General features: G+C 59.7%; 1 protein-coding gene (cut by a window edge). It reads left to right on the top strand.

Annotated features, from left to right (window positions below; all coding sequences use genetic code 11):
- Nucleotides 1-21999, top strand: partial view of an InlB B-repeat-containing protein gene (locus AEQU_RS00465; RefSeq protein WP_022738184.1) — the 5' portion only. The gene runs 52767 nt beyond the window's last position; 21999 of the gene's 74766 nt are visible here — the first part of the coding sequence; the start codon lies at nucleotides 1-3; the stop codon falls past the right edge of the window.

Here is a 21999-nt window from a genome sequence, read left to right on the forward strand (position 1 = left end):
GTGACGTTGTCGGTTCTTCTGTTTCTTACTACGTGGAATACCTACTCTATTGAAGAGGCGCGCCACCTCATTATCGGCGACGACGCTGTGCCTATGGCCTCTACGGCGGGCGACGAGATTATTGATGAGTCTCTGGGAGACGATGCCACTTCCCAAGTGGCCGATCACTCCAATGGCGAGGGCGACAACCCCCTCGGCACCGATGAACTCACGCCGAACGATGATGCGCCTCAAGACCCGGCTGTCACCGACGAGGCCATGGATGCGCTTTTGCCGGACGGTCTCGTAGAGGCCGATGAAGTGCTGTCTTCCCTCGACGATACGGCGAAGAACCGACAGAGCGATCATGTGCTGAACGAGGCCGCCGTGAAGAACGGCACCCTGAAAGATGCTTCAAAACTGCAAGAGGCTCTGCTCGGCCACATAAGCTACGGCCTTGAGGCTGCGGGCACGCTGCAAGCTTCTGACCAGCGCTATCATGTGGACGGAAGCACTCTTTCCCTGACGCCTACCCTGGCCGAAGGCTCGACGGCTGAGAATTTGCTGCAAGGCGGTCACTTCGGGGGCACGTCCGATAGCGACCGCGTGGTTCTCACGTTTGATGCTCCTTATCTCTACGAAGACGCTCTGGGCAACATTGGCACGACGCTCTGCCGCGAGGAGTGGCTCGTTCGCGGCGGGGACGCGCAGGATATGCGCGCCGTGCTTGCGGTAGCTGCCGATCAGCTGCCTGCCGGCTGGGCGGTGTACACCGAGCACCGCGGCAAATATCTGGAGCGCACCGCGGAGGAATTGGTCCAAGGCTTGTCCGGCCGCATTCTCTTTGTTTACAAGGGCGTGCAGGACGAGCATGGCATTACCGCTAAGGAAACGCGCTGGCAGCTTACGGCGGAAACGCCCTTGCCCCAGCTGACGGCAACCCTGACGAGCGCTGTGCCGGCCGATGTTCCGGTTGAGGTGAAGGGCGGCTACCAGCTGAGCTCCTTTACGGCCGCTACTCCTGATGATGCTGCGACAGAGCCCGCCGATAGCGTCTATTACGAAATGGCTGATGAGAGTGCAGTCACGGTCTCTTTGGTGAACGCCGAGCCTCGTGAGTCGGTAACCGCCTCGGTGCGTCCGGTGGGCCAGGCGCTCATGGGAGCCGATGGCGGATACGCTGCTTTCGCCGTCGATGTGACGGCGACGGCGGGCGTGTTGAACGAGCGGGGCTACGACCTCGTCCTGTCCGATATTCCGGCGTGGAACCGGGAAGGCTCCGGCCTTCGCGCTGCCGATGTCGTGGCCTTCGATGCCACGGGCATGGAAGGCGCCAATCTCGATGCGCTCGATCCAAGCGATAGCGCCGCTTTGGAGCGTGCGTTCGAAGGTGCCGAGCGCGCGACGGTGGAATCCCCGTCCGATGGCGTTGCTCACCTGAGCATGAAGGCCGCCGGCCAGCTGGCAGCTCCCAAGGCAGCTGGCGCCGAGGAGGACGCCGCCACGGCGCGCACTATCTATATAGTAGTGCCCTTTGGCCCCGATGCCCTGGCCACCGACGAGGCGGGTGCCTTTGTGCCCAAAACGATCGATATCGCGGTAACGGCGCAGTTCAACGCCAAGGTCGTGCAGGAAGAGAAGGCGGGAGACGCCAAGACGGTCAATGAGACCTTGGAAGACGAGGATATCTCGTTTACCTCGTACCTGACGGCTGCGGCGGCATTCGAAGCAGATTCCGAACTTGAGCCCGAGCCCGAGCCGGCCGAAGAGCCCGAGCCGACCGATGAGCCGGCGGCGACCGAAGAGCCCACCGATGAGTCCACGGATGAGCCGACTGACGAGCCTGCCGACGAATCGACGGCGGAAACCGAGCCGGCCGACGAGTCCGTCGATGAAGCCTCTGAAACCACCGGCGATTTCATCTACGATGAGAACGGTTGGCCGCAAAGCACGGTATCGGTGGTCGACGCCGTTAACTACGTTGCGCCCTTTGCCGCTGGTGATGAGGAAATTGAAACGCTCACTCCGGCTACGTCCCTCATGGCAGCGCCCATGTCGGTGGCGCTCTCGATGGCAACGCCTTTGGCCGCAGGCACGCCACTTGAAGCAAAGTATTATGTGCCGTATTTCGTGCTGGGCGGCAACGTGACGCCCTTTGCCGAAGCGAAGAACACTTACATCTACACAACCGGTTCCTCGGTATATGCCGACTTGGCTCTCGACCTGGGTGCTTCCTCGGGCTACATGGGCGGCCGCGATTTCGATCTTGACCCGGATGATCCGGATGCCGACTGGGTGGGTGACTACGCCAACGAGATCACGCTGAAGATCCCCTACTTCGTCAAAACGGAAAACGGCGCACTTGAGCAGTACTACGACTACACAGAGTGGGTCAGTAACGGTGGCGGCTATAACAAGGGCGACGATGCGCCTTACATGACCCTGCAGTTTAGCTCTGCCATGGCTCAAAACTGGGATATTTACCTCCAAGTGAAGGGGTATAAGGAGATTTCGCTCAATGGCTATTTGAGCAACGGCAGAGCTGGCGACAATTACCCCGAAAATGACGGCATCTCCAACCTTTCGGGTATGCCTTCGGATGCAGTTCGAAGCGACTTCAATTTTAATGCCTTGCCAAAGGAGTATTACCGGTCGACAGGGATCGATCTCACCAAGGGTGTCACTGGTACGGTGCGTCTGGTTTGGCGTGGATCACCGGATAGCGGCGGCAAGGTGAAACGCCCCGTCACTGACTACTGGGGCGAGTTCGTCTATCGTGCGAAATCTGATACATATGGCATCGAACCGATTTATCAAACCAATAAAGGCGTTTGGGTGAAGAATACTCGCACTGGCGGACAGGTTCCTGTCACAGACCTTTTTCTTCCAGACGGCAAGCTTAATACCGAAGTTTACGCTCATAGGATGGTCAACGCCAATTATGACTATCAGATGACCTGCTCAACCTACAATTCTATGCGTCCTCAAGTGCCAATTTCTTTCCAGGGTACTATTCCTGAGAACACGGGCGGCGATCTGCTCATGTCAGGTAAAACCTACGGTCGCTTTTCTAGCAGCTCTGCCACCTATCCCGATGGTGTCCCGGGACATTACCTGGACGCCACCACCGAGCAAAACGCGGACAACACCGATTTTCCCCGGCGCATTTCCTTCCTGGTGAGCAACCTCACCTGGGAATCGAACTACACGCCCATCTCGGAGAACGTGCTGTACGACCGCTACAACTACATGGTCTACCGCGTGACAACCAAGAACACCTCCGAAGCCAGCTCTAAGTCGCTCATCGACGAAGTCGATTACTACTTCGACGTCATGAACACTGACGACAACGGCCAGGGCGTCACCCGCGAAGACCTGATGACGTGGCAGTACATCGAAGAAGAAGACAAGGTCGTTCGCTACGATCCCGCAAATCCGACTCCCGGCGGCAAGGAGCGTCCGTTCTGGGGCAAGATTCACCAGGGTGGCGTTCTCATTTACGATACGACGAACTGGACGGATGCGGAATACAACGACCTGGACAAGGTGCGCTTCTCCAACGTCGACGAAATGGAGCAGCGCGCTCTGCTGAAGAAGTGGATCGCCGACGAGACTGCTGCCAACGGCTCTGCTCCCGATGACGAGGCGGTGGCGGCCAAGACCACCGAGCTGGCCGGCGTGGAGTGCCGCCAGATTCCCTATACGACCAACAACTACAACGGTCGTATTTACTACGAGGTGAGCGAGAACGATCGCGACCCTGCGGGCCAGGGCCTCATCGCCGCCCAGCAGACGCTGCAGACGCTCGTGGCCATCCCCTTCACCACGAACATGCGCGTCACGGGCAGCCGCTACAACGTGTCGCTGTTGCCGCAGACCACGGTCAAGTTCGGTCGCCGCGGTGATCAGAACTACTCGTGGGGCTTGAACGGCCAGAACGCCGGCGGCTACTTCCTCATTCCGGAATTCAGCACGAGCCTTTCGAAGAAGGTCGTCAACCCGTCGAACAAATCCCTGCTCGACCAAACGGCGAACAGCTACCTGGGCACGACGAGCTCCTACGTGCTCAACCGCTTTAACGCCAAGGGCAACATGCCGCTGTACGGCCCCACCACGGGCGTGACCACCGCCGGCCCTCTCATCAATGACACGCTGCCCGATTTCTTCCGTCTGCAAAACATCGAGCTGTACATCAAGAAGAGCGCCATCGAAGAGGCTAAGGCCGCCGCGCAGAAGGCTCGGGAAGACTACGATGAGGCCATGCGCGAAGATCCGTCGGCCCAGCTCGATCAGTCGGGCTTCATGTACATGGAAGCCAACGAAGACGGTCTCGGCACCTTCTACGACACGGTGGCTGACAATACCGTCAACCTCGACGGCTCGGTCATTCAGTTCGAAATCCGCGACTACGCTGGCAACACGAGTTGGATTTCCCTGGGCACGCCCCAGCTCGTGGAAGGCGACTACAAGAATGCAAGTAACCAGGGCGCAGCGGATTACGCGTTGTTCCGGCTCGGTGGCACCACGCGCGACACGAGCCTGGCGGCTCAGATGGAAGCCATGGGCGGAAGCTCGCCCACCGGGAGCACTTCTACCTCGATCAATCCCATCCCCGGCGTCATCAAGGCCGGCAACAACTTCACGGGCAACATCCGCATCGTGCAAAAGAGTCCCTTTGATGCGCCGGACAAGAGTGGCTCGGCCACGGGTCTCGATTTGCAGACGGACATCAAGATTAACGGCAACCTGTTGATTCCCCGCGAGTCCTACACCAACAACGCGCGCCTCTCAGCTGGTTTGCGCACGTGGAACGTGGGTACGGGGACTTACACGACGGCCACGAAGAATTCGGCGCTTTCCACGGCCACCTTCAACAATGCCGTCAACCCCACGCCGACGCTCGCCGGCTTTGGCGTCGATTCCCTCAGTGGCGAGGCGCTGGAATACGGTGCGACCACGACAGCGGCGCCGGGTGTTCAGCAGGTGCTGCTCAACCGCCAGGGTGCTGGTTTCCGCTGGCAGATCGGCAATAAGTCGCAGTCGATGATGGAGCCGGCGGTGTTCTCCACGAGCGACATCCCCGGTCCCGATGCCGATTGGTTTACCACCTCCAGCATCGGCATCTCCAAAAATGTTTTGCGCAACGGGCGAATCAACGGCATCACCTTCAATTACTGCACCCGCACTTTGGCCGCGCCCGACCCCGAGGCCGGGGAGGACGCCGAGCCCACCTATGTGGTGGAAAAGCATACCGTGACCCGCAGCTTCAGCGAGCTGGAGGCCATGACCTATACGGAATCGGGCCAGGTGAAGCGCGTGCTTTCGGTGCGCGACAACGGCGACTACATCATCGATCCCCGCGCCTGGAACCAGGGCATCCTCGCCGATTTCTCCATCGACTTCGAATACATCAACAACACGGGCGCCATCGGTAGTAACACCGACATGTACATCGAGGTGAACGGCACGCCCTCCACCTTGAACGATATCAGCGTCACGGGTACGCTTGCGACGGCTTATGAGAAGTGGGACACGATGTTCCGCGACAAGAACCAGTCGGCGAGCCGTACCATTGCCCTGCACGTTGAGAAGTCCTCGGTCAAACCCGCCATCACCGTGTCGGGCATGAAGAACGCCGCCTATGCTGGCGATCCGGCGGCGGCACTCGCCCAGAACCAGACCGATACCTACTACAACGAGCCGGGCAGCGGCTTCCGTCTCATGGTCACGAACGACTCCACTTTCGTGATCGGCGACTCGGACATTTTCTTCGGCACGACAATCACCCGCGATGCCGACGGCGGTGCCATTAAAAACGCCAACTGGGGCATTCCCTACAAGACGCTCACGACCGCGGGCACGAAGACCCACGAGCGCGAGACCTTTATCACCGAGAGCCTGGCGTTGTCCCCGGGTCTGTTCAACGCGGCGCGCCCCGAGTACCTCACGGTGACCTACCGCACGGCGCTGGGGCTTCCTCAGACGGTCACGATCAGCGGCGACGACATCGTTGCGGCTAAGGACGGCGCGCCCACCAACCCGGCGGTGACGCTGTCGCCGGAGGGCTTTGTCATCGTCGATCGCGCGGCGTGGAACGGCGGCTACCTCACGCACTTCACGCTTAATATGAGCGGGTTCAAGGCGGGCATAACCGCTGCCCATACGGGAGCCAACTATCCCGACAATCCCTACGTGGACGTTTATGGCCGCATGAACAACGACGTGCGGGCGAAGGTGGGCGCCGCCTTCGGCACCCATTACGCCAAAGAGGCCTGGGATACCTCGACCAACGGTACGGGCTCGCTTACGGGCAAGCGCTACGAGACCGATGCCGTGGTGGGCGTGCAGGCCTTCAGCCACGCCCATGGTGCCGGCACGGCCACCGGCGGTCTGCTGACGAGCGGCGCGGTGGACTCCAAGACGGGCACGACCGATGCGGCCAAGGTGGCCTACTACTCCATGGACGGCTCCGGCTGGCGCGTTACGCTGCAGAATCGTGGGACGAAGCCCTTCGTTTCGGGCGTGAAGTTCGAGATCGGTGACGTGCCGGCTGATGCGCACAGCGGACGACTGTACAACTTCCAAACCGATACCCTGGTCATTTCCAAGGCGGCTTTCGAAGCTGGCACTCTGGCGGCGCTCGATTTGGACTACTACGCCTACGACGATACGGCAAAAGCCAATCGCCAAACCCGAAGCTTCAGTGAAGCGGAGCTGGCGGCTATGGCCGATGCTTTGGGCGTTGCGCTTCCCGAAGGAGTGACGGCGGGTTCGCTTCCCGAAGGCGTGACGGTGGTAAACGATCAGATTCACATCGACAAGACGGTGTGGAACAGCGGATACCTCGCAAAGGCGACGGTGGATTATAGTCGCTTCAACGGCAATGTTGCGGCAAGCACGGGTGCCTTCGTGGAGCTCTACGGTTGCACCGATTATCTCATCGATAACATTACGCTGCCGGCGACGTTTACCACGCACGAGTACGATGCTCTGCTCGGCGGAGACGAAACCGACTGGGTGGTTACGGGAAGCCATAGCGCTACGTTGAAATCTCAGATATCCCCGATGAACGGCTTGCCGGTTGTTCTCGGGTTCAAGGGTTCCTCTGCCCCCGGCGCTACGGGCACCGGTGGCGTGACTATGGCCAAAGACCAGCGCGTCATTTGGCGCGAGCCCGGGAGCGGCTATCGCGTGAACCTGCGCAATACGGCCGATTACGCCATGAATTACGGCGCGGAGTTTACCATCCATGCCATCGCTGGAGAAGCCTATGCGGGAACCGATCCGGCGCTTACGGGGAAGCTGGTGGACTTCCACACCGAAAAGCTGTACTTCTCGCGAGAGCTGTTCACGGCGGGCGTGCCCAACGAGAAGGTGACGCTGTACTACTACGACATCAACGATACAGCCAAGTCGCAGCTGAAGGCCGTGACGCTTTCCATGAGCGAGATGGCCACGCTGCTTGGCCTCGATGCCGATAAGGTAGCCGCTATCACGCCCTATGCGCCGGTGAGCGTTACCGGGGCGGGTGTTATGGGCAGCGTCACGGGCCTTGACCCCAACATAATTGCAGGCAATACGGGATTTTTCGCGGGTCAGGGAAACAATGCTCCTGCCGCCTCCTCATCGGCGCTTTCCGTCGACGATGCGAACAACGGCGTTGTCGTGGACGAGTCGGCCTGGAACGGCGGCTATCTGGTCGGTCTGCACCTGACCTACTCGTACATCGACAAGAACATCGACACTGCCTACAACGCCTTTGTCGAGTTCTACGGCACGGGCGACAACCGCAACATCAATATGCCGCTGACCGCCACCCTCACCACGTTCGAGCGCGAGGACAGCTGGCGCAAGACGTTCGAAGATACGGGTATCTTGCGCGTGGCCTTGCCGCCCATTCGCCCGGTAGTGGCGAACAACGCCTACGCCCAGGTGGAAGACCAGGGCGATTTGGCGGCCACGTTGCATGACAACAACACCGCCGGTTCGGTGAAGATCGGCTCGAGTCCGGTGGGCTATCTGTGGGAAGAGAACGCCGGCTTCCGCGCGATCGTCACCAACAACTCCACCTACGCCATGGACACGGGGGCCAAGCTGACGCTCGGCGATTTGGAGCCGGGCAGCACGGCTGGTACGGTGGCGGGCGCGCAAGGCTTGGAAGATAAGCTCGGCTTCCACACGACCAAGATGTTGCTGTCGGCAGCGCTGCTCGATACGGCGAGCGTGGCCGATCTGAAGTCCATCACGATCGACTACTATCCGAAGGACGCCACCGCGTTGCAGCGCATTCCCGCGAACCGCAAGTCCGTCACGTTCGTGTCCGATCGCGAGGGTGCGGGCGCTGGCTTGTCGCTGGAAACGCTGCTCGCTGACAACCTCGTCGCCGCCACGGGCAACGTGGTGATCCCCTCTTCGGTGTGGGAAGACGGCGATTTGGTGAACGTGGAACTGGAGTTCTACGAGGTGAAAGCTGCCGTGACGGGCGCGGGCGCGTTCATCGACCTGTACGGTTACACTAACGATTCGCCCAACGTGAACCAAAGCGTAACGAGCGGCTCTTCGAGCGACCATACGTTCACGACCATCTATGCGAACGCCCACTTCCAGGCGCTGTATCCGGTGGCTGCTTGGTCGTCTCTTTCCGAGACGCCCAACACCTACGGCGAGCAGACCCATCGCAACAATCACAGCTACTTGTACTCCATCGTGGGCAAGCCCGGCCCGCACATTACGCCGGTCAGCTACTTCGATGCCGCCAATGCCCACGGTGCGGGCAATCCGACGGCTAACGGCTCCGAGGCCATTTGGGATGCGACGGGTGAGCGCGAGGGCGCGGGCTATCGCATTAAGCTGTCGAATAGCGGCCGCCACATGTGGGAATCGGCGCTCGCTATCAAGACCGTGGCGAATCGAAAGATCCCCGCGCGCGACTCCTATGAGGATTACCAGCTGGCGCTTCAGGGCTTCCAAACGCGCGAGATTACGGTGAGCCACGAGCTGGTGGAGAACACTAAGATCAACACTATCACGCTTACGTACTACCCTTATGTCTACGACGTTGATGCCACGGTGCCTGAGGCGCAGACGATGACCTTCACGCTGGATGAGTTCCTGGCCGCGGCTACGGTGGACGATGCGACAGGCGACTACGTGCTCGACTACACCGTGTGGAGCGGTCTTTCCGCCGACGAGGCCACGCCGGGCACGCCGGACGCAGGCGCGCTGCCTTCAACGGCCGCTCCCCATCGCGCCTTCCTGCTCGGCATCGACATCACCTTCGATGAGGTGAACGCGGGGCTTACGACTGATGCCTTTGTGGATCTCTACGGCTTCGTGGATGATGTGAATACGCTGAACTTGCCGGTGGAATTCAAGACCACCTACCAGCATGACGGCGCATGGGATTACAACAACACCTGGTGCGCATCTGGCGACGCGAGTCTCTCTCGCGCGACGGCCACGGCCGTGCTCTATGGCCGTCCGCCTAAGAGCAACCCGGTGGTGACGCCTTACAGCTTCGAGCGCAGCGAGACGCCGGGCGGCAACACGTTCTACGATCGCTCGAGTGGCGCGAGCGGGCCTTTGAGCCTCGCGCAATCGAAGCAGGGTTACTTCGGCGTGGATGGAGCCGGTGCGGGCTTCCGCTTCATGCTGACCAACAATACCGCTGAAAAGATGGGCAAAGCGCGCTTCTTCACGAGTGATGTGCCCATTCAGACCCAGTTCGACATCAATGGAGACGGCTTGGCCGAGCATGTGGGCTTCGATACCTCTCATGTGGTTGTGTCGAAGGGCTTCTTCGATAGCGTGTCTCGCATGGAGGACTTCAAGCTCGATTACTCGGTCAATGCTACGGAGGTTACGCCGTCCGACACCTCCGTGATGAGTTTGAACATCCCTGAGGCGGTTGTGCAAGCCGCTATCGCCCGCGGCTACGTTCCCACCGAGACTGCTGACGATGCCAGCGGCGATACGGAGGACGCCACCGAAGGTGATAGCGCAGAAGGCGCTACCGAGGGTGCTGGCGAGGGCGCTACCGAGGGCGACACCGAGGGTGCTGGCGAAGGCACCGCCGATGGCTCCTCCGCCGAAGGCGCCGAGGGCGATGCAACGTCTGCGGCTACGGTGTACGATCCGACCGTGCTCACCGTGAGCGGCCAGCCTATCGACTCCAGCATGCTGTACGTCGACGAGAGCGGCAACCTTGTCATCACGAAAGAAGTGTGGGGCAACAACTACTTCCGCAGCATTGAATTCGAGATGTGGGATTTTGCGGCAAACGTGACGGCCGAGACGAGCGCGTTCGTCGAGCTGTACGGCGTCGGCACCTGGCGCATCGTGCGTCCGAAGAGCGGCAACAACTGGATTGAGAACAAGGTAACGGCGTCTTTCGGCACGAACTTCTTCCGCAATGGGCAGGACTATCCTGCCGAAACGACGGGGTGGAACCGCGATACGTATTCGGTGCATCCGGGCAATTCGCCCTATACCAAGAGCGGTACCGCCACCGAGACCTTCGTGTTGGCTCCGGTGCGCCCGAACGTGGGTCTGCAAACGTACGTGAACGAACGCGAGGTGGGCAACGTAAGCGCCCGGCTTTACCGGCTCGATGAGGCCGGCATGGGCGGTGGCTTTATGAATGGCTGGTCGCGTGGGGAATGGAACCTCTCCGACGGCGCGTATTCCTGCGGTCCTTATGCGGGCATCAACTCAATCAACAAAGATATGTCCACCACGGTAACGGTTACCGGTACGGCCAACCTGACGTTTGAGTATCAGACTTCGACGGAGGCCAATTACGACTTCCTGCAAGTTGGCATCAATGGTACGTATTACAACGTGGCTTCTGGTAGCAATACGAGCTGGCGACGCTACAATATCTCCCTGCCACAGGGCACCTACACGCTGAGTTTCCGCTATCATAAAGACGGGTCGCGCGACGGCGGAAGCGATACGGTCAAGGTGCGCAACATCAGTGTGGAGAACACCTTCTGGAAGCTCGACGGTACAGGACATCTTACCTATATCGAGCCCGATCCGGTGTCGTACACCTACGACAACTACGCCGGCTATCGCGCCATCATCTCGAACGATTCCGCCTATGCGATGAGCTATGGCGCCCGTTTGCGCATCGGTGGCTTTACGGTTGACCACAATATCGACAACGGCGACTTCAAGGAAACCAAGACCATCAAGAACGGCGCGCAAACGCTGGTGTGGCCATCGGAGATAGGCCCGAACAACGTCGCGGGCGGTCGGACGAACGACTACGGTGCCGCCCTGGCCGATACGATCGGCTTCCACGCGACGGGCGTTTTCGTAAGCGCGAAGCTGCTTGAGGCTACCAAAAACCCCTACGCTGCCGAGGACGCATCGGCGCGCTCTATCCGCTCTATTACCTTTGAATGGGTGTCGAAGCTTTCGAAGAAAGCGACGAACGAGCCGTCGCAATATACGACCTACGATGCGTCGTCTGCCAAATCGCTCGACGAGGTGGTAGCGGAGTGCACCGATGACGCTGGCAACCTGGTGCTTCCCGAGTCGCTTTGGCTGGGTGGTGACTTGAAGAATGTCACCATTGAATTCGAATACGTGCCGGCGCACATGGGCAATGGCTCGGCTGTTGTAAACAACGGCACGACGATGTCGAACAATGAGTACTTCGTCGATTTCCACGGCTACACCACCGATTCGGCCAACGTGAACAACGTGTACGAGAAGAAATCGTGGACCGACGATTCCACGATGCTGTTCTACCGTATCTACTGTCCCACTCACGGCAAGTGGATTGAAAGTGGCACCCATCGTCTCATCAGCAATCCGACCTCGAAAGTGGTTCGCGCCAACGGTACCGTGCAGTACCTCCGTACGGATGCCACCTGGTTCTACTATGCCGCTGAGCCTACGTGCAACTGCTACACCCAGATGATTCCCACACTGGTTATAGGTGCACCGTCCGGCAATAGTCCCGTTCGCACGAGCGATGGTGACACTTACTACCCTACGGGCGAGTATCGCTGCGACGACGGCAATTCTCATCGTGGTGGCACAGGCGAGTATGTGTACGACTACAAAATCATCGTTATGCCTTCCGGCGGCACCGGCACGGTGAACAACACCGAGATCGCCTGTGGCAACCACGGCTACTATCGCAACCGCTCGGGTAGTCTGGTGTACTGCGCCACCGTGAAGCCGCAACACTGCGGTGGTACGGTGGGCGCTCCCACCGGCGGCGTGCTCGAGCCCTACACGACCGATCATCGCCAGAACGACAATTACTACCTGATGGTAAATGCCGACACGCAGTTCACGGCGGTGTATCCCAACAGTGCTTGGGAGACGATTTCCAACGCGCAGGCCGGCAACGAGTATGCCGAGAAGACCTACGATAACTCGAAGAGCTCTCTGTTCACTATTTCGGGCCAGGTGTATCCCGATATCGAGGTGCAGTCGTACTCTGCTCCCGAGGGCGAAGACCGCGGTACCGCCAACGTTTTGTTCTCGACGATCACCAATATCTCGCGCCCCTCGTATACCTACATCAACGATGCGGGGTATTCGGTAAACCAGCCTGGGTGGTCTCAGTCGGGCGAGACGTTCACCGCAGGACATTTGACGCGGTACTACAACGCGACGCGCGACATGACCTTCACCTTGGATTTGAAAAAGGACTCGATATTCCGCTTCGAGTACACGGCCGACGATCGTTCGGACTACGACTATCTGCAAATCTCTTATGACGGCGGCTCCTTCGAGACAATTGTGCGAGGTCCGACAAGCGGTTGGAACAACTATGAGAAGAATCTGACGGCTGGCACGCATACTGTCACCCTGCGCTACTACAAGAGCGGCCGTTATGGTTACAAGGACTATTACGGCAATTGGCATTATGGTGCGAACTACGCTGGTTCCGATACCGTCAGCGTGCGCAACGTGCGCGCCGATTACGCAGTGGCCTACCTGACTAAGTGGCCGCGCGGCGCTGCGCTGGCTGATACGCCGGATTCCCTCACTGGTTCCGCGGAGGCTGGCATCGCCGCCGCTTCCAACCCCGTTGAAACGGTGTTCACGCAAGACGAGATCGACCACAAGGATGCGGCGGGCTTCCGCTTCGCACTGCGCAACTACACCATGGTGAATGGCTCGCGCATGAACGGCGCCGACATGCACAATGCCGAGCTGCGCATGGGCGTAGGCGATGAGATTGACCACACGACGGCGCCCACCAACGCCGACGGAAGCGTCTATCAAGACGACAAGGAGATGTACGAGTCCATCGTCACGGGCTTCCAGACGCGCGAGATCACGCTGAGCAAAGCTCTTTTGGCGGGGTCTGATCTTACCGGTCTTAAGGTGACCTACTATCCCGTGAGCCTTACATCCACGGTTCCGGCGAAGAAGACGGCCTACATCACTGCCGAGGAGATTCTTGCCCTGGGCGCCGATGAGGATACGGGCAACCTTGTCATCCCCTACACCATGTGGGAGCAAGGCTACCTGACGAGCGCTGTTCTCTATCTCGATCGCGTGGACGCCGGTATCGACACCGATGCCTACGCTGACCTTCACGGCTACATGAACACCTCCGACAGCACGTTCGATGTGACGTGCGACGGTTGGTTTGGCCAGGTGAACGAGAACGAAATTTCGGGTTGGAACTACAATACCTCCCGCGTGTTCACCGACACCAAGTACGATAAGTGGGATCTCATTTCTTGGGGCGGCAGCGATTCGGCCGATGCTGGGGCGAAGAAGGCCACTCTGATGGGGCACGTGCGCCCCACGCATCCGGTGGTGCTCGCGCGCACATTCATGCGCAGCAAGACGCCCGGTGCCAACGTGCCGAACGCCGATCAGTACGTGGCGGGCGAGACAGCGCCGACGTCGCTGGGTCTTGCCGGCCCGCTCTCTTACAGCGCGTATTACGGAGGCTACACGAGCGGCTGGACGAACTCCTATCGCGGCGAGAGCGGCTCGGGCTATCGCTTTATCTTGAACAACAGCGGAAGCTCGCACGAGCGCTTGGGCACCATGCGCAAAGGCTTCTTCACGACAAGCGGCGTGCCCTACGAGTATTTCGATCACGATGCCGACGATGTGAATGAGGTGTGCGGCTTCGAGGCCAACTATGTCGTGCTCTCGAATAAACTGTTCGAGGTGACCTCGCTGAACAGCTTCGTCATTACCTACCGCGAGATTGAGGCTGCTGCCGATGCGCAGAACAGCTCGCTTACCGTACCGGCGGAATATCTGAAGGCTGTGGCCGCAGGGGAGAGTTTGCCCGCCGACGCTCTGGTGGGAGATACGGCCGCCTCTGAAGTGCTTTCGCTTGATGAGGCCGGCAACGTGCTTATCGCCAAGAAGGCTTGGGGCGATAACTACCTTATCAACACGACGGCCACCTTCCGTGATTTCAAATACACGGGCGGCGACAGCAGTATCTTTATCGAGTATTGGGGTGCCGGCACGCACCGCATGGTGAACAAGGACGTCACGGCCACGTTCCGTACCGATTTTGTACGTGGAGCTTGGAATACCGGCACGTTCTACAACCATCGCTGCCCCAATGGCAATCTTGTTTCGGGCTGGGATCCGCATTCCGCCTCGCAGAGCTGCCGCTTGAACGTCACCTTGTACCCCGTGCGTCCCGATGTGTACACGGGTTCCTATATCGAGGAAGAGACGCAGGGCAACGCCGCGACAACGCTGTATAACGGCGACTCGCGCGCCAGCACCATCGCATCGCAGAACCAGAACGCCGCGAACATCATTGCGAACGGCGGGCGCCCCGATTATGCCAACATGGAGAAGTACCATCCGAAGCCCATTGCCTATGTGGGCGAGCTGGGAGCGGGTTACCGTGCGCGTCTGACGAACAGCTCGAACTATGCGCTCACGGATGGCGCCACCTTCACGCTGGGCACCATCAACCCGCGCACGGCCACCGATCATGCGGGTATTGCCGACACGCTCGGTTTCCACACGACGGCGCTTATGCTTTCAAGCAGGCTCGTTAAGCAGGACGTATCCAAGATTGAGAGCATTACCGTTAAATACTATCCGCCGACGCTCGTGCACGACAACCTGACGAACGTCGACAAGAACACGAGCCCCGATTCCGACGCGCGCACGGCGAGCGGGCTTAAGTCGGTAGTGTTTAGCGCCGACGCCGAGGGCAGCTACAACCTGGACACCCTGCTTTCTACAGCCGATGAAAACGGCAACGTTGTCATTCTCGAGAGCATGTGGCTCTACGGCGATGTGGCGCAAGTAGTCATTGAGTTTGAGCAGGTGGCCAAGAATCTGACGGGCAGCGATATCTTCGTTGATCTGTATGGCTACACCACCGACTCGCCGAACGTCAACGACGAATACCGCGAGCTGCTCTACACCGAGGAGGACCAGCAGTATTGTTCGAACCATGGATGGAATGCAGGCTGCGGCTCTACCGCAGACCGCAACTTCTACTATGGCGACAACTACTATGTCATCGTGAACGTGCCCTCGAGCTTCAAAGCGAAGTACAAGGTGAATGATGCCTACTTTGCCAAGAACGGCTATTACACGCCGTGGAGTGGCATCAACGGATGCACGACGGTAAACGGCACGAATGAGGACACCACCGAATCGTCCTATGCCGAGCTGTTCTCTATCGCCGGCAAGCCCGATTTGGCAGTGGCCGCTTGGTCGTACCACAGCGATGACGAAAATGCCGATCCCGAGACGATCACTCCCTCTTCCAGCTCGGTGGAGTCGCGCTTCAAGATCGGCCATTCGGGGTATCGCTATCGGGTGACCAACACCGGTCGCGGCATGGAGCGCGCCACGATCACGGTGGGCCCCATCTACTCCGAGGCCATTCCCGGCACCGACGATGTCGAGGACTACGCCTTCAAGCGTCGCGGTTTCGAGACCGAGAAAATCACTATCAGCAAGGGCTTGCTTGAATCGGGCAGCATCGCTCAGGTGCGCTTTACGTACTACACGGCGGCCGACGTGAAAGAGGATGTCACGTACGCCTTCGACGATCTGAAGGCGCTGGCTGGTGTTGCGACGGCCGCAAGCGGCAATCTTGTCGTGCCCGCATCAGCTTGGAACAATGGGTACCTGGAGAAGGCCGAGCTGTTCTTGAGTTCGTTCCGCGCGAACGTAGGCGCTGACAAGAACGCCTATGTTGACGTATTCGGCGCAACGACCGCTGTTGTGAAGGGCGGCATGAGCCTATCCTGCAACTTCAAGAGCAACCGCGAGATACCGGAATGGAACTGGGGCACTGCGCATACCCATGGCAATTCGTTCAACACGTTCTCCGTCAGCTCGGGGGTTTATGGCACCTTCACCCTGTGCAACTGGGGCGGTGCGAACAGTTCGAGCGTCGTGCATGCCGACGTGACCTCGTCCTCGCGTCTGTACGGGCGCCTCTATCATACGAGCCCTGCCCTTACTGCCGAGGCGTTCATGCATTCGGCGCGCCCCGGTGCCACCAACGCCGATTCTGACGACGGCGCCTACGCCAAACGAGTGACCCACGCCTCCAATGCGACTGACAACAGCTACAGCCCGATGAACTCGTATTACGAAGAGGACGGCTCGGGCTATCGCTTCACGATGGCGAACAACACCGCCTTCCCGATGCGCAAGGCGCTGCTTGCCACCAACAACTACATCCCTGCGCAGTACCACGACTACGACGGCGACGGTGTGGCCGAGAACGTTGGCTTCACCACCGACTACGTGGTCGTATCCAAGGGGCTTATCGCATCGTTGTCGGGCAACAACAACGGTGGCACGGCACTCGCCGAGCTCACGGTGGACTACAGCGCTACGGGCGATGTGACCACCACTCTCGAGACGATCACCAACGACGATGGAACGACAAGTACCATCACGCATACGTCTTCCAATGTGAAGTCGATCACAATATCGGGAGCCGTCCTCATGGCGGCCGTTGAGCGCGGCTACGTAGCGGGCGGTACGGCGCAGGTGTACGACACCACGGCCTTGGCGGCCAACGGTCAGCCGATTACGTCCGACATGGTGTTTATGGACGCTGACGGTAACTTACTTGTTGCGAAGAGCGTTTGGAGCGACGCAAATGATGCGAATTCGTATCTGCGCGGCTTCACCCTGAAGATGCGCAACTTCAAGACGCAGGGCGTTGCCGATGCGGCGTTTGTGGAGTTGTGGGGCACGGGCACTCACCGCATGGTCGACCAGGACCTCTCCGCTACGTTCAAGACCGACTTCCTCACCGATTCGTGGAATACGGACGATTGGGCGATTTACGGCTACAATTCGGATGGGCAAATCGTCTCTACCTCCTACAAAGCCAACTCTCCCTACATCGTGAGCGATGCGACGCGCTTGAACGTCGTGCTCACACCCGTGCGCCCGCGCATCGATATGTGGTCGTACAAGAACGCCACGGTGGCCTATGACCAGGCGGCATCGGTTGCCCTGTATACCACGGCGCGCCCGACGCAGGCGACGCGCACGTACACGCTGAACGGTCATTCCTCGACGCTTTACACGTTCGAGGGCACGCGTCCCCGTGCTTACTACGAGAGCGAGACGGTAGGCTATCGCGCCCGCGTCACGAATGCGTCGAACTACGCTATGACCCATGGTGCGAAGATCACGTTGGGAACGCTTAACCCGCAGACCACCTACGATGGCTATGACTACAACACCTATCCGGGCCTCATTGGCAAGGTCGGCTTCCATACCAGCACCGCCACGCTGACGAAATCTATCTTCGAGGCATCGAAGAAAGACGACGGCACGCCGACGCTCGGCCTTACCCTGAAATACGCTACCTACACGTACAACGCCACGGGAGCGGTGGATCTGACGAATGTCTCAAGCCTCACGCTGACCCCCGAACAGGTAGCCGATTTGTTCGAGACGGGCGGCGAGAATCTGTCGCTCACGGAGGGCGGAGACACGCTGCTTTCGGCCTTCGCCACGCGCGATGAGGCGGGCAACGTGGCGCTGGACGACAGTCTGTGGCTTGGAAGCGATCTGGTGTCTGTCGAACTGAATTACGGCTTCTTCAAGAAGAACCTCGCTGCGAGCGATAGCGCCTACATTGATCTGTTCGGCTATGCGAACGACTCGCCCAATGCTTCTGCGAAACGTATCGACCAAAGCGTGCGCTACTGCAGCAACCATGGATTCGATCCGACGTGTGGTGGTACGTCCTATGGCGCTACGTGGGATCGCTACTATACCGAGGTCAACCTGCCGGCATCCTTTGGCACGACGTACAACATTGAGAACTGGGATGGCTTGGCCGATAGCTATGCGCTCTACGACGACAACATTTACGGCGAGCTGAACAAGACGACCGACTATGGCGTGCTGTTCGCTCAGATGTCGCCGGGCAACCCGCAGGTATACGGCCGCGCCTACTTCAGCGCGGGCATGACGGTGCCCTTCTCGCAGGCGGTGACCGAGATTGACGACACGGCTCAGGCGTATCTGCGCTATGACGGGGCGGGCTACCGCTTCCACTATACGAACGAGCAGCCGCTTGCCAACAACGGTATCGGCTTGAACTACAACGCCAACGTTTACGACGGCTCCTATGAGCTGTTCGATTCGTATATCAACGTGGGTACCGTGCCGGCAGAGAGCGTTCCTGCTGACGAGATGGGCGACTACGCCAACGATTACCGCTCCTACGATGCTCGCTTCGTATCGCTGTCGAAGGGCCTCATGGAGGCGACCAAGTGGGATCATAACGGGCTGACGCCGAATGCTACGGCGGGCAATGCCCTCGACACCATTGTGGTCAAGGCGTACGTGCCGGCAGGCGGATCGCACCTCGATGGAGTTGAAGTAGTGGAGGGCGAGGACGGCTCTGTCGTCGGCATGATGGGTCAGCAGATTGATGACGATCCGGCCGACGACGAGGCGTTCTTCGAGGCCGCGCAGGCCGCGGGCGCCGTGACGATTGCCGGTCCCGATGCTGCAGGCATCACGACGTTCACCTTTGACGCCCAGAAGCTCATTGCCATTGCGGCAGCGGAGGAGGGATCTTCCCTGTTCCTCGATGCGGAGGGCAACTTCGTGCTTCCCCGGGCGTTGTGGAAGTCGGGTTATTTGAACAACGTGCGCATCAACATGAGCCACTTCAACAAGAATGTGGGCATGGCCCAAAACGCAACGGTGGACGTGCTGGGCGATGTGGATGTGGTTGACCGCGTGGGCCTCCGCTCGACCTTTGGCACCAATTACGAGAACATGGGCCTTCCTGTCGGTCTTGACCTGGCGACGGGAAGCGATTGGGCGTATTTGAACGCCAAGGTGCATCCGGTGCAGCCGCGCGTGACGTCCAAGACCTTTGTGGAGGCGGCCGTTCCGGGCGATACCACTGTGGCGCTGGCCGACGAGACTATCACGGTGCTCGGCAACAAGGACGCCGGCTATCGCTTCACGCTTTCCAACCCGACCGCCTTCGAGATGGAAAACGCCCGCCTGCGGGTGGAAACCATGAAGACCATCGGCGTGAAGAACCAGTGGCGCGGCTTCGATACCGATACGCTGTATTTGAGCCCCGCCCTCGTCGAGGCCATTTCTACCCACCACAACTACAAGAATGACGAAGGCACCTGGGAGCCGATTCCGGATGAGAATCGTCGCTTCATGTTGGAGGGCGCCTACGTTGAGGTAGAGCTGCTCAAGCGCGACAGCGCTCCTTCCGAGCTGCCCATCGATGCCGACGGCGATGGTGTGACCGACCAGGATGCCGATGGCAACGACTTGTACGAGGATCAGATCATCGTCGAAGCGGCCGATATCGCGACAAGCCTCACGAACGGCAACACGATCGTGAAGCGCACCATCGACCTGTTCGGCATCTACGATGAGGCCACGGACACGGTGACCACGCAGTTCTACGACGACGCTACGGGATCCATCTCTATCCCGTCGACGGCGTGGGATGGCGACAACTACTACCTCATCGCCGCCACCTTCCATTTCAAGAGCTTCGATAAGAACGTGAGCCTGCCGGCCAACCCGGCGATATCGGCTGCTACCGATCCCTTCGTGGAGTTCTTCGGCGCTCCCACCCGTGCGGGCAAGTACGATGCGAGCAACAACCTGCAAAGGCTCGATATGCCGCTCACGGGTCTGTTCTCCACCGACTACCTTACCGAGTCGTGGAACACGGTGGACTACAACGCCGCCGCAAGCCCCGCACAGGATCGCTGGACGCGCGACCGCGACAGCTCGCTCATGTACGCCAAGACCGCGCTGCCGCGCCTGACCACGTACTTGAACTGGACTGGTGCCGACGCCAATGGTGTGACAGGAGCGACGCTTTCGAACCTGAACAAGGGCACGAACGCCACAACCGTTCCCTATCGTTGGGGTGAGACGGCTGTCACCTACCAGAAGCTTGTTGGCTCCTCCACCCGTGTGACGGTGCCCACCGAGCGCGTCTGGTACTCCTACATTTTCGAGAACACCGCTGCCGCTCCGGCCCAGGAGACCTACCTCGATTTCACGCTTGATGGCATGTACAAGCAGGGGGCGACGGACGGTCGCGCCCGCGGCTTCTATGCCCACACCTTCGAGCTGGACGGCTTCACGAAGCAGGATGACGGCACCTGGGTCCATCGCACGGGCACCATTCCGAATCTCATGCTGTTCAAGTATTCCGGCACCGCCGCTGCCACGACGGTCACGGGCGATTCCACCGCCACGCCGTGGGCTACCATTGCGCTCACGGATGCGTTCCTGGATGCCCATGTGGTGACGACGGGCACGACGGATAACGGCACGACGGCCGATGGCACGCTGGTGGTCGATCTGACTGAGGCCGGCATCGCCGCGCTTACGACTGAGGGCGCTATCCAGTTCGGTGGAGTGCCGACGTGGGATTACGTATCCACGGTGCGCCTCGATATGGCTGTCATGGATGCCACCACCACGGTGGCCAACGGCAAGGCCCTGCGCGCTCGCCTGTTCGGCGAGGTGCAGACCCATGGCGCCTCCACCGGCACCAACACCTACGACAACCGCATCAAATCCACCCAGGAGATCTTCCCGCGCACGCCGTTCTACGACCAGATTCTGCGCGTGCAGGACAACGAGAACTGGATCGGTCAGTACGATGCCTACACCTCGTCGCGTTCCTTCCGTCTGGAGCATACGGGCCATCCCTCGTTGGCCGCAGCCGCTTCAAGCAGCAACGGCTTCGATGGCTCCTCGAACTCCTATGTTGAAGTGGGCAACAAGATGGATGGCACGGGGTACGCGTTTACCAACCGCGCCAAGACCGGCTTGACGTACTACACCACGACGAATGCCAATGGCGTCGTGTCCTACCACAACGTGGACACGGTTTACAACCGCGCCGATTCAGCGACGATGACGGTCACCTTCGACAGCGTGAGCCAGAAGGTCACCCCGGTGACGGCGCTGAACGATACGTCTGAGGACGCGAAAGACTTCTTCAAGGGTCGCTCCACCGTGCGCGGGTTCAAGACCCAGGTGCTCGATTTCTCGAGTCAGCTTTTGCTGGCGGGCGATCTGAAGGCCGTCGTCATCAACTACCGCATGCCGAACAACGCGTCTGCCACCGATACGCTTACCCGCGATCAGCTTGAAGCCAATGGCGACGCCTGGCGCGTCACGTTGGCGAGCAACTCCGCGACAAGCGCTCATGCGGCTGGCTATGTGACGAGCGTGCAGCTGCAGTACCACTCGCTCGAGCCGTTCTGGAACACCGGGCGCAACGACGTCACGGTGACCGCCACGGGTATCTCCGACTGGTACAACAGCCGCGAGAACTCAAGATCGGGTTGCGTCATCAGCGGTGGCCATCAGATTTCCACCAACTACACGGCCAACAAGTCGAATACGACAAACGGTCTTGAGCCCAACGTGACCGAGACCATGCTGCACACGCACTTCACGTTCGCGCAGACGAGTGCCTACGATACGCGCTCGTCCGCCAATAACTGCGCCGCGCTTTCGGTGCCCCGCAGCTGGCTCGGCGTGAACACCTAC

The organism is Adlercreutzia equolifaciens DSM 19450 (assembly GCF_000478885.1).
GTDB classification, from domain to species: Bacteria; Actinomycetota; Coriobacteriia; order Coriobacteriales; family Eggerthellaceae; genus Adlercreutzia; species Adlercreutzia equolifaciens.